13 protein-coding genes and 1 other RNA gene are annotated in these 15,885 nt (G+C 45.7%); 9 read left to right on the forward strand and 5 right to left on the reverse strand.

From position 1 onward, the window contains the following. Positions 1-40 precede the first annotated feature (40 nt). Genes CJD30_RS01370 through CJD30_RS01380 form a run of 3 tightly spaced genes read right to left on the reverse strand, consistent with a single transcriptional unit; the run spans position 41 to position 2,763 of the window. Positions 41-817: a thiazole synthase gene (locus CJD30_RS01370; RefSeq protein ID WP_294915545.1), complete on the reverse strand. Its 777-nt coding sequence runs from the start codon at positions 815-817 to the stop codon at positions 41-43. A gap of 3 nt (positions 818-820) precedes the next feature. Then, on the reverse strand, positions 821-1,375 hold the full coding sequence (gene purN / locus CJD30_RS01375; protein WP_294915547.1) for a phosphoribosylglycinamide formyltransferase: 555 nt from the start codon (positions 1,373-1,375) through the stop codon (positions 821-823). Beyond that, entirely contained in the window at positions 1,372-2,763 is a 1,392-nt protein-coding gene (locus CJD30_RS01380) for an NAD(P)H-hydrate dehydratase (protein WP_294915549.1), read from the reverse strand. The genes purN and CJD30_RS01380 overlap by 4 nt, the downstream gene beginning before the upstream one ends. A 32-nt stretch (positions 2,764-2,795) precedes the next feature. Here CJD30_RS01380 and CJD30_RS01385 point away from each other — a divergent pair, with 32 nt between their 5' ends. The 4 genes from CJD30_RS01385 to CJD30_RS01400 are packed head-to-tail and all read left to right on the forward strand — an operon-like array spanning position 2,796 to position 6,283. Beyond that, a complete protein-coding gene (locus CJD30_RS01385) occupies positions 2,796-3,764 on the forward strand; it encodes a KpsF/GutQ family sugar-phosphate isomerase (protein WP_294915551.1) in 969 nt (322 codons plus the stop codon). Then, entirely contained in the window at positions 3,761-4,699 is a 939-nt protein-coding gene (locus CJD30_RS01390; protein ID WP_294915553.1) for a pseudouridine synthase, read from the forward strand. Before CJD30_RS01385 ends, CJD30_RS01390 begins: the two co-directional genes overlap by 4 nt. Then, positions 4,696-5,094 carry a secondary thiamine-phosphate synthase enzyme YjbQ gene (locus CJD30_RS01395; RefSeq protein ID WP_294915555.1) on the forward strand — a complete coding sequence of 133 codons (399 nt, stop codon included), beginning with the start codon at positions 4,696-4,698 and terminating at the stop codon, positions 5,092-5,094. The genes CJD30_RS01390 and CJD30_RS01395 overlap by 4 nt, the downstream gene beginning before the upstream one ends. A gap of 10 nt (positions 5,095-5,104) precedes the next feature. Beyond that, on the forward strand, positions 5,105-6,283 hold the full coding sequence (locus tag CJD30_RS01400; RefSeq protein ID WP_294915557.1) for a replication-associated recombination protein A: 1,179 nt from the start codon (positions 5,105-5,107) through the stop codon (positions 6,281-6,283). Here CJD30_RS01400 and metH read toward each other — a convergent pair. Next, positions 6,280-9,780 (reverse strand): methionine synthase, encoded by a 3,501-nt coding sequence (gene metH / locus CJD30_RS01405; RefSeq protein ID WP_294915559.1) that lies wholly within the window; start codon positions 9,778-9,780, stop codon positions 6,280-6,282. The genes CJD30_RS01400 and metH overlap by 4 nt on opposite strands. Positions 9,781-9,881: 101 nt before the next feature. Here metH and CJD30_RS01410 point away from each other — a divergent pair, with 101 nt between their 5' ends. Both CJD30_RS01410 and msrA read left to right on the forward strand, forming a co-directional pair. Continuing rightward, on the forward strand, positions 9,882-12,452 hold the full coding sequence (locus CJD30_RS01410; protein ID WP_294915560.1) for an ABC transporter substrate-binding protein: 2,571 nt from the start codon (positions 9,882-9,884) through the stop codon (positions 12,450-12,452). 254 nt (positions 12,453-12,706) lie between these two features. Next, a complete protein-coding gene (gene msrA / locus CJD30_RS01415; protein WP_294915562.1) occupies positions 12,707-13,228 on the forward strand; it encodes a peptide-methionine (S)-S-oxide reductase MsrA in 522 nt (173 codons plus the stop codon). A 12-nt stretch (positions 13,229-13,240) separates the two neighbouring features. On the opposite strand, the gene ffs is transcribed toward msrA, so the two are convergent. Further along, an RNA gene (ffs, locus tag CJD30_RS01420) (signal recognition particle sRNA small type) lies at positions 13,241-13,338 on the reverse strand. A gap of 58 nt (positions 13,339-13,396) precedes the next feature. Between ffs and CJD30_RS01425 the strand changes: the two genes are divergently transcribed. From CJD30_RS01425 to CJD30_RS01435, 3 genes are read left to right on the forward strand one after another with little or no spacing between them, the layout of a single operon-like run. Further along, on the forward strand, positions 13,397-14,182 hold the full coding sequence (locus CJD30_RS01425) for a hypothetical protein (protein ID WP_294915564.1): 786 nt from the start codon (positions 13,397-13,399) through the stop codon (positions 14,180-14,182). Continuing rightward, on the forward strand, positions 14,151-15,167 hold the full coding sequence (locus CJD30_RS01430; protein ID WP_294915566.1) for a spore photoproduct lyase family protein: 1,017 nt from the start codon (positions 14,151-14,153) through the stop codon (positions 15,165-15,167). Before CJD30_RS01425 ends, CJD30_RS01430 begins: the two co-directional genes overlap by 32 nt. Then, on the forward strand, positions 15,152-15,841 hold the full coding sequence (locus CJD30_RS01435) for an SDR family NAD(P)-dependent oxidoreductase (protein WP_294915568.1): 690 nt from the start codon (positions 15,152-15,154) through the stop codon (positions 15,839-15,841). Before CJD30_RS01430 ends, CJD30_RS01435 begins: the two co-directional genes overlap by 16 nt. Positions 15,842-15,885 lie beyond the last annotated feature (44 nt).

Raw genomic sequence — 15,885 nt, forward strand, 5'->3', positions numbered from 1 at the left:
TGCTACTTTTCTCGCTAAAGAGAAAAGTAGAGAGAAATGATTAAAACTGGATCATCCCATCAACCGGTGAACTCGCTGTTGCATACGGACGTTTTGGAATCCGTCCCGCAAGATAGCTCAAACGACCTGCAATGACCGCATTTTTCATCGCTTCCGCCATCAACATCGGATTTTGCGCCTGAGCAATTGCCGTATTCGTCAAAACTCCATCCGCACCCAACTCCATTGCTAACGCCGCATCGCTCGCGCACCCGATCCCTGCATCCACGATAATCGGCACTTTGACCGCTTCGCGGACAAACACAATGTTATATTTGTTTTGGACACCTAAACCACTTCCGATTGGAGCAGCAAGCGGCATGATCGCGTGAGCGCCCGCATCCTCAAGACGACGTGCCATAATCGGATCATCCGAAGTGTACGCCATGATCGTAAAGCCGTCTTTCGCTAACACTTCACATGCTTTGATCGTCTCCAGTACATCAGGATAGAGAGTTTTTTGAGTGTCGCCGATCACTTCGAGTTTGATAAGATCAATCCCTGTCGCTTCGCGGGTAAGGCGAAAGAGGGTGATCGCTTCTTCAGCTGTGGTGCATCCTGCAGAATTTGGGAGAAATTTGACATTGGTATCCGCAAAGGTATCGCGAAGATTCGGCTCGTTGGGGTTGGTGATATTAAGACGGCGAACCGCGACAGTGATAAGCTCCGATCCGGATGCGAGAGTTGCTGCTTTGGTGGTCTCGAACGAATCATATTTACCGCTTCCGACAATCAGACGGCTTCCGAGGGTATATTTTCCGATTTGTAATGTATGCATAGGTTAATCCTTTAAAATCTTGATTACACTGAGAGGCAAAATTTCATGCTCGATTTCGCGAATTTTAGCCGAAAATTCTTCTAAAGTATCCTTAGGATTTTTAGTAAAACTTTTTTGCAAGATTATCTCACCGGCGTCAAGCTCTTCACTTACCCAGTGAACACTCACGCCGCATACACTCTCATCGCTCTCAAAACTCCGCTCAATGGCACGTGCTCCTTTGAATGCAGGCAACAACGAGGGATGGAGGTTGATGGCACGCACTTGGGAGGTAAAAACGGAGGTGAGAATCCGCATAAATCCGCACAAAACGACGAGATCAGGGTTGTAGTCATTGATCAGATCGACCAATGCAGCATCGTAAGCTTCACGACTTTCATAGTCACGATGATCCAAAATCTCTACGGGGATATGCGCGGTTCGTGCTTTGGCTATACCTCCCGCTTCGGGATTGTTTGTGATGGCACATACAATCGCACCGTGCTTGAGATGGATTTTTTCGATGAGATTGGCGAGGTTGGTCCCCTCGCCGCTAAAGAGGGCGACGATTTTTTTCATAAAGTGCAAATTCTTTCTATAAGATCAAACGGGGTGAGTGCATAGTTGTTTTTATCAAATTTCTGTGCAGCGAGTGTATGCGCCAGTGATGCCTGAAGTGCCGCGTTGAGCGGCGCATATCCTTGGGCAAGGAGTGCGCCGATAAGTCCACCCAAAACGTCACCGCTACCCCCTTTGGCTAGGGCGACGGTTCCGTGAGGATTGATATAAAACTCTTTGCCGGCGCCGATAATGACGTTGGCCCCTTTGAGAACCAGTACAGCATTTGGATATGCGGTGCAAAATTGCTCGACATAGCTAAAACGGTTGTTTTGAAGGGTTGCTACATCGACATCGGCTATCCCTGTAATGCGTAAAATCTGGGTGAACTCTTTGGGATGAGGAGTTAAAACAATACGATCACGTTTTAAGAGTTTCAAGAAGAGAGGATGAGCAAAAATATCGGCATCCAAAATCAAAGGCAACGCATTATCAAGCAAAGCGGTGAGTTCGTCATCGCAAAACTCTACCCCCAATCCCATTCCCAAAGCAATCGCGGTTGCTGAAGAGGGGATAGAGTGATTTTGCATCAGCTCATAAGGAAGGGTAACATTTTCATTGCTGATAAGGCTGACGAGCCCTGTACCAAAACGGAGCGCTGCGGCACCGGCGATCACTGCGGCACCGATTTTTTCTCCGCATACAACGGCGAGATGGCCGTAGCTCCCTTTGTTGGTGGAGGTGTGAATACGGTGAGGCAAAATCAAGTCGTTTCGCTCTAAAAGTTTCCATGATGAGGGAATCTCATAGCGATTACGATGAACGCCCAAGTCGGCAATGAGGATCTCTCCGACGATCTCTTTGGCAGCATCGCTGTACAAAGCACGCTTGAGTGATCCCATCGTAATGGTTGTATCGGCTTTGAATCGATGCGGATCGAATGTCCCATCGGTATAAAGACCGCTTGGGACATCACAGGCAATTTTATACCCTCCGGAAGCGTTCATTGCATTAAGGGTTTCTATGGCGGTCGGTCCTAGCACGCGGTTTAATCCCGAACCGAACAGTGCGTCGACGATTACATCGTATTCTCCTGTGATCGAGGTGCTTTTGAGACCGACACTCTCGGCGCGTTCACGTTGGAGTTGCGCAAGCTCTGAACTGGCTCCGAACGGCAGATGTAGAGATACGCGATACTTTCCCTCGAGCAAACGGGCGAGCGCCAAACCATCTGCTCCGTTATTGCCGCTGCCGCAAACGATCAAAACGGAGGAATGAGGGTTAAAGCGTTTTTGGATGAAATCTGCCATGGAGAGAGCGGCATGCTCCATCATTACCTCTTCACTGAGGTAGAATTTGCTGACGCATCGTTGGTCTAAAGACGTTACTTCGGTATAGAGATTTTGCATGGATAAAGCCCAATTCAGCTATAATCTAATTTATGAACAACGATTATATCGCAATAGCCTGCAACACACTTGAAATTGAAGCGCAAGCGCTCCTGGATGCCAAAAAACGGATTTCGGATGAAATTCCCCGTGCCGTAGAGATGATTTTGGCTTGTAAAGGGAAATTGGTCATCACCGGTGTCGGTAAATCGGGGCTGATCGGTGCCAAAATTGCCGCGACGTTTGCTTCGACCGGAACACCGAGTTTCTTTCTCCACCCGACCGAAGCATTACACGGGGATTTGGGGATGATCGGACGTGAAGATGCGGTACTTGCCATCAGCTACAGCGGGGAATCCCCGGAGCTAAATTCCATTCTCCCGCATATCAAACGCTTTGACATTCCCCTCATCGGGATGACCCGCAACGCTGAGTCTACGTTGGGACGTTACAGCGATGAGGTGATCAATATTAATGTCCTCCAAGAGGCGTGTCCGCTGGATGTCGCACCGACATCTTCCACCACATTGACATTAGCGATGGGGGATGCATTGGCGGTGTGTCTCATGAGGGCGCGCAACTTTCAAAAAGAGGATTTTGCCTCTTTTCACCCGGGCGGTGCTTTGGGCAAACGGCTCTTTGTCAAAGTGTTTGATTTGATGCGTACGGAAGATTTGCCGATCGTGGATGAAAAGACCTCCCTTAAAGAAGCGATTTTAAAGCTCAGTGAAGGACGTTTGGGCACCGTGATGCTCACTGACGGATCGGGGAGACTTTCAGGGTTGTTGAGTGATGGGGATATCCGCCGCGCATTGATGAGTGAATCGTTTTCACTTGATGCTCCATCAGAGCGGTTTGCGACGAAAAACCCATTGGTGATTGATGATGCGACGATGCTGGCGTCTGATGCACTGGTACTGATCGAAACGAAAAAAATACAGTTGTTAGTCGTCACCGATAAAGACGGCATGATCCAAGGTGCATTGCATCTTCATACACTCGTGGAAGCAGGTATCTCATGATGCGTCTCAATAAATTTATAGCTCACTACTCTACCTATTCGCGGAGGGAAGCCGATAAAGCGATTCAAGACGGATATGTCCGTATCAACGGCGAGATTGAAACCAATCCGGCGACTCAAGTAGATGAAAAATACGATTCGGTGATGATTAGCGGAAATAAAATCACCCCGACCGATCAGTTTACGGTGATCGTCTATAACAAACCGCGCGGAGAGCTGGTGACGAAAAAAGATCCGCAGGGTCGTAAAACGATTTATGATTCATTGGCAAAGCAGTATCGCCATTATATCCCTGTTGGACGGCTGGACTTTGCCTCGGAAGGGCTCCTTCTTTTGACCGATGCATCACGTGTGGCAACGGCGTTGATGACCTCCAAAATGGAGCGTGTCTATAAGATCAAAATCAAAGGTCCTGTGAGCGAAGCGATGCAAGTGGCTATGGGTGAAGGGTTGGAACTCGAAGATGCGAGTGCCGGAGCGCATGAACACTCGGAGATCGAATCAATGAGTTTCGCTCCGTTTTATGCCTATCAGATTCAAAAAAATCAGGGCGATTTTTCGGTACTCAAAGTAGCAATCGGTGAGGGACAAAACCGAGAACTACGTCGATTTTTCGCCCATTTCGGTGCCGAAGTGGTCGATTTGAAGAGACTCAGTTTCGGAGGTATAGATCTCAATAACCTCCCTACCGGAAAAGTCCGTTTTCTTGAGCGAAGTGAATACGCGTCGCTCAGAGAGTTTTTGGAGACGATCGAAAAAGCCGAAAAACAAAAGCTCAAATCACTCCCCAAAGTACCAAGAGCAGAGGGAAAAACAGAGCATAAGCCCAAAAGCCATTCCAAAGAGAAACCAAAAGCAAAACCTTCAAATGGATCGTTTGGAACGAACAAATACAACCCCGAAAAAAAATTTACAAAAGGTGACTACAAAAAATGAAAACACTTAAATTTCCAACCAGCCATAAAACACAGTTGATGGACATCAGTGCCGAAGTTAAAGAAGCGGTAATCATGTCCGGTGTAAAAGAGGGGATCTGTGTAGTATTTACTCCTCATACTACCGGAAGCGTTTTTTTATTTGAAAATGCTGATCAAAATCTTCGCCGTGATCTGTTGGCGGCGCTCTCTACCGTTATTCCAAGCGATGTAAAATACGCACACGTCGGAGACAATGCTGCAGCACATCTCAAATCATCCCGTATGGGAGCATCGGTTAGTATTCCCGTGCATGAAGGGCGTCCAATGTTCGGAAAATGGCAAGGGGTTTTCTTCGGTGAATTTGACGGGCCTCGTCAAGAACGCGAAGTGATTATCAAAGTTATCGCAGGCTAACAGAAAGTTTATGGCTGATTTTACCTATCTGCTTCGTCCCAAAAAGTTTGACGATGTAGTAGGGCAATCTCACCTTTGCTCACCCAATTCTCCGCTTCGATCTTTATGTGAGAGCGGCAATCTCACCCACTCCTTTTTTTACGGTCCTCCCGGTTGCGGCAAAACGACATTGGCGCGGATCATTGCCTCTGTTATGGATTTACCGTTTTATGAGTTCAATGCGACTTCTCTCAAAATCGAGCAGCTCCGCAAAATTTTTGATCAATACGAAGGATCTCTTACCAAACCATTGATCTTTATCGATGAAGTGCATCGCCTTGCAAAGAATCAGCAGGAAGTGTTACTCCCCGTTATGGAAAAAAACAGTGTGTTAGTTATCGGTGCATCGACTGAAAATCCCTATTTTAGCCTTACTGCTGCGATGCGTTCACGATCATTGTTGTTTGAACTCCACACCATCGGTTTTGATGCGTTAGAAGATTTGTTAGTCCGTACATCTATAGAGGTGACGGATGATGCACGAGAATACCTGATTGCCAGTTCAGGTGGGGATGCACGTGCCATGCTCAAACTTCTCGAAGTTGTCTCAGCGTTGAATGTACCCATCACGTTGGAACTCTTAAAATCGCTTCGACCTGCTGCACAGTCTCTGGGAAGCTCTGAATCGGGGGTTCATTACGATCTCGCTTCCGCTCTCATCAAAAGTATCCGAGGCTCCGATCCTGATGCAGCGGTCTATTATCTCGCACGGCTTATCGAGGGGGGCGAACCGCCCGAATTTATCGCACGGCGTCTTGTGATTCTCTCCTCTGAGGATGTGGGAAATGCAAACCCCCAAGCGCTCACACTGACTACCTCGGCAATGATGAGCGTCAAACAAATCGGCTATCCCGAAGCACGCATTATTCTCGCACAAGCGGTGATCTATCTGTGTGCATCACCGAAATCGAACACAGCGTATAACGCGATCAATGCCGCGCAAAGTGCGGTAAAAAACGGTGTGATACTCGATATACCTGAGCACTTGCGCCAACAGCACAAAGGGTATCTCTATCCGCATGATTTCGGGGGATGGGTAGAACAACAGTATCTCTCCAAACCACTCAAATTTGTCGAGTTTAAAAACAGCGGTTACGAAGCGAAGATGGGAGAGTGGATAGAGAAGGTGTGGGGAGAAAAATCCCCTTAAATATTGTAGTACGTCGCTTCTTTATGATGGACGACCAGTGCTGTCGTACTTTGCTCCGGATGGATTTGGAATGTCTCAGAGAGGGTAATACCAAACTCTTCGGGTTTGAGCAAATCAAAAATAATGCGACTTTGCTCCAAATCAGGACATGCAGGGTATCCGAAACTATATCGTGCTCCCGCGTAGCGGTTGAGCCGAACATCGCGGAGGCTGAATCCTTCATCATCATGTGCGATCCCTAAATCGAGCCGAATCTGTTTGTGCGCCACTTCGGCCAATGCCTCGGCAAGTTCTACCCCGAATCCGTGTACGAGGTTATATTCGAGATATTGGTTAGATGCATAGAGCTCTTTTTCGTACTCGCTGAATTTGGCTCCGACGCTAACACATGTTAGTGGCAAGACATCATCGCGTTTGTGGGTGAAAAAGTCACTCAATGCACGATGCGGCGCTTTGCGCTGGCGGGGAAATTCAAACACATATTCAGCATTTCCGATTACTTCGTCAAGGTTTTGGCGATTCGCGTTCTCATCGATATTCCACCCATAACTCTCATCAAAAACGAGAAGCTCTCTATCATTTCCTCGGACGGGATAATAGCCGTAGATGATGGTCGGATCAAACAAGCCTCGTTTGAGTATTTCATTTTTGATACGTTCATAGGCTGGGTAGACTTTGGTCTCTAAGAGCTTTTTATACTCATCGACCGGCATACCGGCACGTTTGTATCCCCAATGGAGTTTAAAAAGACTTCGTTTGTTGATCCAGCTGCATACCATATCAAAATCAAGTTGTTCAGCACGTAATACTCGGCGCCCCCAAAACGGCGGAGTAGGAATTTTGATTTCACGGAGGGGCATTTTTAGCTCATGATACGGAGGGATCACAATATCGATCACCTCTTTGGGTGCTTTTTCAATCATATCACCGCCCAAACGGGTATCAAGACCGATACTTCGATCAGCATTATATTTTTCGATTCGGCTCATCGCGATGACGCCGTCAAACGCATCACGGCAGTAAAAGATCGGACCGTTATAGACCGGTCGGCAAAAATCATCAACAAAGCTGCGGGTGAGTGCCGCACCGCCCAAGAGTACTGGTGTGGTGATCCCCTTGGCAGCGAGAGCTTCGAGGTTTTCTTTCATCACTTGGGTCGATTTGACCAGTAGCCCGGACATACCGATGGCGTGAATCTCTTTGGAATTCATTACTTCCAAATACTCTTCAAGTTCGGTTTTGATTCCGATATTGATCACTTTGAATCCATTGTTGGAGAGGATGATGTCGACAAGATTTTTGCCGACATCGTGAACATCTCCTTTGACGGTTCCGATGACTAAGGTGGTATCGGTATCTTTTTCTTGTTTAGAAAGAAAAGGGTTGAGATAATCTACGGTTGTTTTCATCGTCTCAGCGCTCTGCAATACAAACGGCAACTGCATTTTCCCTGATCCGAAGAGTTCCCCGACTACTTTCATAGCGTCGATGAGAATTTCGTTTACAATCGTATCGGGATTGATCGTATGGCGTGCTTGTTCGACCAGTGGAATCATCCGCTCCTTGTCTCCGTCGATAAGGAGTTTTGCAATTTTTTCTTCGGTACTCAAAGCTTCGAACGCTTCGTCATTTTTGGTAGTATCAAGGGTTTTATCACTGAAGTGTTCGATAAACTTGAACAGCGACTGATCATCTGGATGGAACAACAGCTCTTCACAGATGGCACGATCTTCTTGGGACATTTTGGCAATCGGTACGATGTGTTTGACATTGATAATAACCGATGTCATTCCTGCTTCGATACAGTGGTGTAAAAAGACGCTGTTGAGATAAATACGGGCATTCATACTCAGACCGAACGAGATATTGGAAAGCCCCAGCGTTGAACCGACAGCAGGATATTTTTGGTGGAGTTGGCGGATCGCTTCGAGTGTTTGGATAGCCGCATCACGGTATTCTAAATCGCCGCTTCCGACCGTAAAGGTGAGCATATCAAACATGAGATTGCGCGGATCGATGCCGTGGCGGTTGACACACAGATCGTAAATCCGATCCGCAATTCGCATTTTGTCCTCGGTCGTTTTTGCCATCCCTTTTTCATCGATCACAAGACATACCAAAGCGGTTCCGAACTTTTTGGCGAGTGAACAGATAGCATCAAGTCGCTCTTCGCCATCCTCGAGGTTGACCGAGTTGATGATCGGTTTTCCACCGATGCATTTGAGTGCCGCTTCCATTGTTCCTACGCGAGTGGCATCGGGCATCAGAGGAAGGGGGATCTTTTGATTGTAGAGGCGCATGACGTGTTCCATATCGAGTGCACCGTCACGTCCCGCGAATTCGACGTTGACGTCCAAACAATGGGCACCGTCGCGCACCTGTGCTTGTCCAACGCTGAGAGTTCCCTCGTAATCGCTCGCGATGATGAGTTCACGAAACGCTTTTGATCCTGTGGAATTGGAGCGCTCTCCGATCAAAAGCGGAGCGGGTTGCTGGATCAATTCGACGGAATTAAAGAGTGAAGCGATGGAGGGCTTCATCTCTCCTGTCGGTTTTTTAGGGGTGATAGTGGAGACTTTATTGACCAAAGCACGGATGTGTTGCGGGGTGGTGCCGCAGCATCCGCCTAGAAAGCTAACCCCCTCATAGTTTAAAAACTCACATTGCAGTTGGGCAAACTCATCAGGTCCCATCGGATAGTAGGAGTAGCCGCCTCGATTTTGCGGTAGTCCGGCATTGGCGTGTACCGAGATCGGTTTAGCCCACACCTCAGAGAGCGTTCGAACATGTTTGGTATATTGTTCGGGGCCTGTACCGCAGTTGAATCCGAGACTGATAATATCAAAAGGCTCCATGATGGTCGCGATTGTCTGAGCATCGGTTCCGATGAGCATTGAACCTGCGAGTTCAATGGTGACTGAGACCATGATGGGGAGTTTTGATCCTCGTTCGCGGTTTGCCGCTTCACACGCATGAAGTGCCGCTTTGATTTGGAGCGGGTCTTGACACGTTTCTAACAAGAATATATCGGCTCCCCCATCAATAAGTCCCAATGCACATTCTAAATATCCGATGTACATCTCATCGTAGTGGATATGTCCGAGTGATGGAAGTTTGGTTCCGGGGCCTATGGATGCGAGAACATATCGAGGATGCTCCGGAGTCGAGAATTTGTCACACTCCGCTTTACAGATGGCAGCTCCGGCGCGGGAGAGTTCATACGCACGATGACCGATCCCGTATTCATCGAGTACCCAGCTAAAAGAGCCGAAAGTATTGGTGGTGATAAGATCGGCTCCGGCAGTGAGATAGGCGTGAAAAATATCGCTCATCACTTCAGGGCAAGTAACGTTGAGGAGTTCGTTACACCCCTCAAGTCCTTCCCAAGCACTTTGAGGTATACGATCAGCACGTTCTTGAAGTTGCGTTCCCATAGCACCATCGATGATTAGGGGGCGATGGGAAAGTGTTTCAAGAAGTGTTTGTTTGACCGACATAACAGAACCTTGTGTAAAAGTAGTAATAACGCGATTCTATCCAAAAGGAGCATAAGCGCTTCTAAGGGTGAAAATATAATTGTTCAGATACACTTTAAAACATGAAAAAACTTTTTTTATTGGTACTAATTTTTACTTTTTCAGTATGGGCGAAAGAAGCCGTAACACTGCAGTTGCCGTGGATGCATCAGTTCCAGTTTGCGGGATATTATATTGCTAAAGAAAAAGGGTATTACAACCAAGCGGGACTGGATGTTACTATCTTGGATGCCAATAAAAAAGATAGTTCTTTTAAAAGTGTTATGGGTAAAAAAGCTCAATATGGGGTGGGGCACTCCTCGCTGATCGTAAACTACATGAACGGTGCACCGATCGTGTTGATGGCAGCAATTTATCAATCCTCGCCAATGGTTTTGCTGACCCGTAAAGATGCCCATATTTATGGAGCGAAAGATTTAAAAAACAAACGGGTAATGTTAACGGACGATATGCTTCAATGGGCGGAAATTCAGGCAATGCTTCGCAGTGTAGGTTCAAAAATAGAGGACTTGAAAGTACAGCCCCATTCGTATGATTTGAAGTCTCTTGTCCGAAATGAAACCGATGCAATGGTGGCATACGCATCCAATGAACCCTATACGCTTAAAACGATGGGAGTGGAACCTCATGTCATCCATCCAAAAGATTATGGGTTTGACTACTACAGCGATTTTTTATTTACGACGCAAGATGAGATAAACAATCATCCTGAGCGTGCAGAAGCTTTTTACAGTGCATCGATCCAAGGATGGCTTTGGGCATTCGACCATATTGAAGAGACGGCTGCATTGATCTATCGCGATTATAACCCTCAACACAAATCGCTTGAAGCCCTTATATACGAAGGAAAAGTTCTTAAAGAACTGGCTTTTCAGCCCAACAAAGGGTTTGGATCAATCGATGTGAATCGGTTGGAATTGATAGCACAAGGGTATCGTTTGATGGGTGTTGTGAAAACACTCCCCTCTTTTACACCCCTTTTATATCAACGAGATCAATTAAAATTAACGGAGCAAGAGAAGCAGTGGTTAGCAGCACACCCGGTTATCCGTGTCGGTATCGATCATAACTGGGCTCCGATCGAATCGATAGATGACAAAGGGAGACATACCGGGGTCAGTGCATCGTATTTGCATTTGCTTGAGAAACGCTTGGGTGTCCATTTTGAAGTTGATTATAGTCGTAGTCTTTGGAGCGATTCGCTGCGTGCTTTGAAGACCAAAGAGTTGGATATGCTCACCTCTGCGGCTGTGACCGATTCTAGACGTGAGCATATGGCGTTTAGCCGTCCGTATATTAAGCAATCGATGGTCATTGTGGCCAATTCGCGTGTCGGATATATCAATGATTTGAGTGATCTTCGCGGTAAAAAAATTGCCATTGTCCGCTCCTATGCCAGTGAAGAATTTTTACGTATCAATTATCCCGCAATTATTCCGGTATTAACGGATACGTCACTTCAAGCGCTACAAAAAGTCTCTTCCGGAGAAGTATATGGCTGTATCGAGGGATTGAGCGTTGTGAGTTATTTGATTGAGAGGCATAACCTAAAGAATATCAAAGTGGTCGGGGAGACACCGTTTCGATACGATATTGCCTTTGCGTTTCGTAAAGATTGGAATATTATGGCATCCATCTCCGATAAGGTGCTTGCTTCCATCACCCCTGCCGAGTATGAAGAGCTACACGGTCGGTGGCTTGGCTATGAAAGTGAAAAACCGCTTGATTACCGATTTATTTGGGGAATTGCCGGATTTTTCGTATTTTTATTTGGTTTGATCGCCTATAAAAATTATCGGCTTGATGTATTGGTACGCCAGCGGACGACAGAGTTGGAAACATTTAATCAGCGGCTGCAAGAAGAGATTGAAAAGGCGGTTGAAAATAACCGAAAACAAGAAAAACTCTTGATGCAGCAGGCAAAAATGGCAGAGATTGGATCAATGCTCGAATCGATCGCACATCAATGGCGCCAACCGCTGAATATCTTGGGACTTTCGATGACACGGCTGAGTTTGAGTTGTTCTATCGACGGTAAAAGCGAATCGGGAAAAGTCATTGAGATTGCCGAAGCACAGATTGAGTATATGTCGCAAACGATTGATGATTTTCGTAATTTTTTTAAACAAGACCGCAGTCAGATACCGGTAAATATCGATGCTTTGGCAACGGAAGTAGTAACACTGTTAGGACCTTTATTGGCACGCAAAAAAATTATTGTTAGACGAAATATTGATCCGAGTATCGAAGTGCTGGTTTATCCCAATGAACTCAAGCAGGTATTGATCAATCTAGTCAATAATGCGCGCGAAGCGATTGAACATCACCGTGGTAACGAACGATGGATTGAGATCCGTTGCGTTAGGGATGAGCGTTATTGTACGATTAGTATAGAGGATACAGGCGGAGGGATTTCTCCATCGATTGTCGATAAAATTTTTGATCCTTATTTCACGACCAAATTCGAATCCCAAGGTACGGGGATAGGTTTGTATATGGCCAAAACCATTATCGAAAAACATTTTTTAGGCAGATTGAGTGTTTATAATACCGCACAAGGGGCATGTTTTGAGATCCGTTTGAATCGAGAAGCATTGAAGGAAAAAAGGGATATAGAGGAAAGAGGGAATTAGAAACGGCTCACTGTGAGCACTCTCTAAAAAATTTAGTCAACCATCCAGCTGGCACGTTTAGAACGACGTAATTTTTTAACCAATGTTTTTTCAAGCGGGGTTAATTTTTCCATTTGGGTCTCCTTTTTGTGATTTATGAGTGGTAGTGTATCGGTCAATCATTACGATACGGTAACTTAAACATTTCAAACAAAGTTGATTTTTCAACCCTTTTATAGTCCATCAACGGGATAATCGCTTTAAAAAGAGTTGGCATGGAAAAAGCGTTAGTAGGCGGCGGATGTTTTTGGTGTATCGAAGCGGTTTATAATCGTGTTAGAGGGGTTCAAAGTGCTATTAGCGGCTATGCCGGTGGAGCTCGAAAAAATCCGAGTTATGAACAAGTATGCAGTGGAGCCACGGGTCACGCCGAGGTGGTAGAGATCACGTATGATCCGTCCGTTATCGCGTATGAGGAAATTTTAGAGATTTTTTGGGAAATTCATAACCCGACGACATTAAATAGCCAAGGTGCCGATCGAGGGACACAATACCGTTCCGTTATCTATTACTACGATGAGGTTCAAAAGGAAAAAGCCAAAGCTTCTATCGCGCAAGCACAGCTATCTTGGAATGATCCGATTGTTACGGAGTTGTCTCCTGCTCCTGAGTTTTATCCGGGAGAGAGTTATCATCAAAATTATTACAACGAACACCCGACGCAAGGGTATTGCCATGTAGTTATCGCCCCAAAAATTGAGAAGTTTATGAAAAAATTCAGTGATAAAGTGAAATGAAGTAAAGAAGAGGCTCCTCCAGATACCTGCGGCACAAAACATGAACGGGTGTGCTGCTGTATTCCTACCCTGACACGTTGTCCGTCCATACCCTTGCACAGGTCTAGAAGAGTTGGCGAATTATAGCCGTTTAAACCTGTAAATGCAAGATGATGTTATAATAATTTCATGATTTATATTATCACCGCACTGGATGCTGAAGCACGAGCTTTGATCGATCACTATCATCTGACACGAGATTTTACTCTCCCTTATACCCTCTATAAAAATGAGCGGATGGTATTGTTGGTGAGCGGAATGGGTAAAACAAATGCTCTCATGGCAGTGAGCGCGTTGCTGGGATGGCGGATTCCAAATCCAGCAGATTGTTTGATCAATATCGGGGTTTGCGGTGCCCCCGATGCGTATCCGATAGGTGAAGCACTCTTAATTCATCAAATTTTCGAAGGGGATCGACGCTATTATCCGGATATCCTCTATCCGCACTCATTACGAGAAAGTTCTATAAAATGTGTTGATGGCGTACAAAGTGTGTTAGATGAGTATCCTGTCGATATGGAGAGCAGTGCAATGTTCCAAGCCTCGGCACGCTTTTTTAAATTGCATCAGATGGCATTTGTGAAAATTGTTTCCGATCACTTCACTCCTGAAACGGTGACCAAAGAGAGAGTGATTGAACTGATCCGATCCAATCTGCATAATGTGGATAAGGTTTGTGCTGCTGTCGAAAAGGTGTCCCTTAGTGATCCTTTGTTTGATCAGACTGAACAAGAAGAGATTGGACGGTTGAAATCTCATTTTACCAAGGCACAAGCCTCTGCTTTGGATGATGCTCTGAGTTATTTTCGGCTCAAATACCCGCAAAAGAGATTACCGAGTTATCCGGATATTCCCGATTCCAAACGTGAAAGGAGTCAACTGCTTGAAGCCCTCATCAAAACACTTACTCACTAGACTTTTTTCGCATCTCTACATTGAACGGAGTATTTTGGATCATCCGAAGACTCACAAAATTCGTGCTAAATTCAGTGAATCACAGGTTATTGTGATTGATCACTACAAAGAGGTGTTTAATCGATCTTCTCAGAGCTTTGCGGCTCAAAGCAACTCTAAAAAGTTGATCCTTGCTCGAAAAGAGGGAAAATTTTTGCATGAAGGCTCACAGTACAGCGATGGATTTGAGCATGAGCAGTTTTTTTACGCTTCCAGCGTTATGGGGTGTTTGTACGATTGTGATTATTGCTATTTACAGGGGTTGTATCCGTCGGCTAACACGGTGTTATTTATCAATCTTGAAGACGCATTTGAGCAATTGCGCCCATATTTAGGTAAAGACACGCTTGTCGCAACATCGTATGATACCGATACGCTGGCGATCGAATCGCTAACACATCAAACACGAGAATGGCTTGAATTTGCTGCTGAATATGAACAGTTGCATCTTGAAATCCGTACCAAAAGTGCAAATATCAACGCACTCAAATCGATTACCCCTAATTCGAGAGTGACGCTGGCATGGACCCTATCTCCCCAAGAGATCATTGATAGGTATGAACACACTACACCGAGTTTGGAAAAACGGCTGAATGCTGTAATCGAAGCGATTGCTTTGGGATGGAAAGTGCGGCTTTGTATCGATCCGGTAATCTATACCGAAAACTTTGATATACTCTATCCGACGTTGATTGATCGGATATTTTCTTTGATCGATCCAAAGGCTATTGAACATCTCACATTGGGGAGTTTTCGTATGTCTCAAAACCATCTGCGTGCCCTCAAAAAACTTCGCCGAAGCGATGTCGCATTTTATCCTTACGCAGTGAGCCATGATATGGCAACCTACCCTGAATCGATCGAAACGTATATTTTGGAGCAACTAGGTATCAAAGCAGACGAGTATCTGCCGCAAGAGAGGATTCGAACATGGCAACGGCAATAGTAACAGGAACGAGCAGCGGGATTGGTGAAGCAATCGCACAAGTGTTATTGCAAAACGGATATACGGTAATCGGATTGAGCCGCCGTAGAGGGGACATCCATCATCCTTTATTTGATCATTTGCCGTGTGATCTGAGTGATTTGGCAGTAGTTGATATTCTCCAAAAAAAACTTTCCGAGATTGACGATCTTGAGATACTTGTTAATGCTGCGGGATTTGGGCGATTTGAGCCGCATGAAGAACTGAGCACAAAAACGATTACCGATATGATTGCGTTGAACCTGACCACGCCGATACTTCTTGCTAACTCTCTTATGCGTCCTCTTAAAAAAAGCAAAGGGATGATTATCAATATTACTTCCATCGAAGCAACGCGTCACTCTAAATTTTCCGCACTCTACAGTGCTACAAAAGCCGGTCTAAGGGCATTTGGGTTGACATTGTTTGAAGAGACTCGAAATAGCGGCGTGAGGGTGATAACGATCAATCCGGATATGACCGAAACACCGTTTTTTGACGGCTTTCGATTCGGGGTCGGAAAAGAGGATGATACTAAGTTGCTGACGTCAGATATCGCGCAAGCGATACAGTATCTTCTAGATACGCGTGATGGCATTTGTGTTACCGAATTAACGATCCGGTCTCAACGCTTTGGAATAACGAAAAAACAATAGCGGGAACTTTTTTTGCTTAGGGGTATTTACTAAATATTTGGTCG

The organism is Sulfuricurvum sp. PD_MW2 (assembly GCF_002633015.1).
Lineage (GTDB): Bacteria > Campylobacterota > Campylobacteria > Campylobacterales > Sulfurimonadaceae > Sulfuricurvum.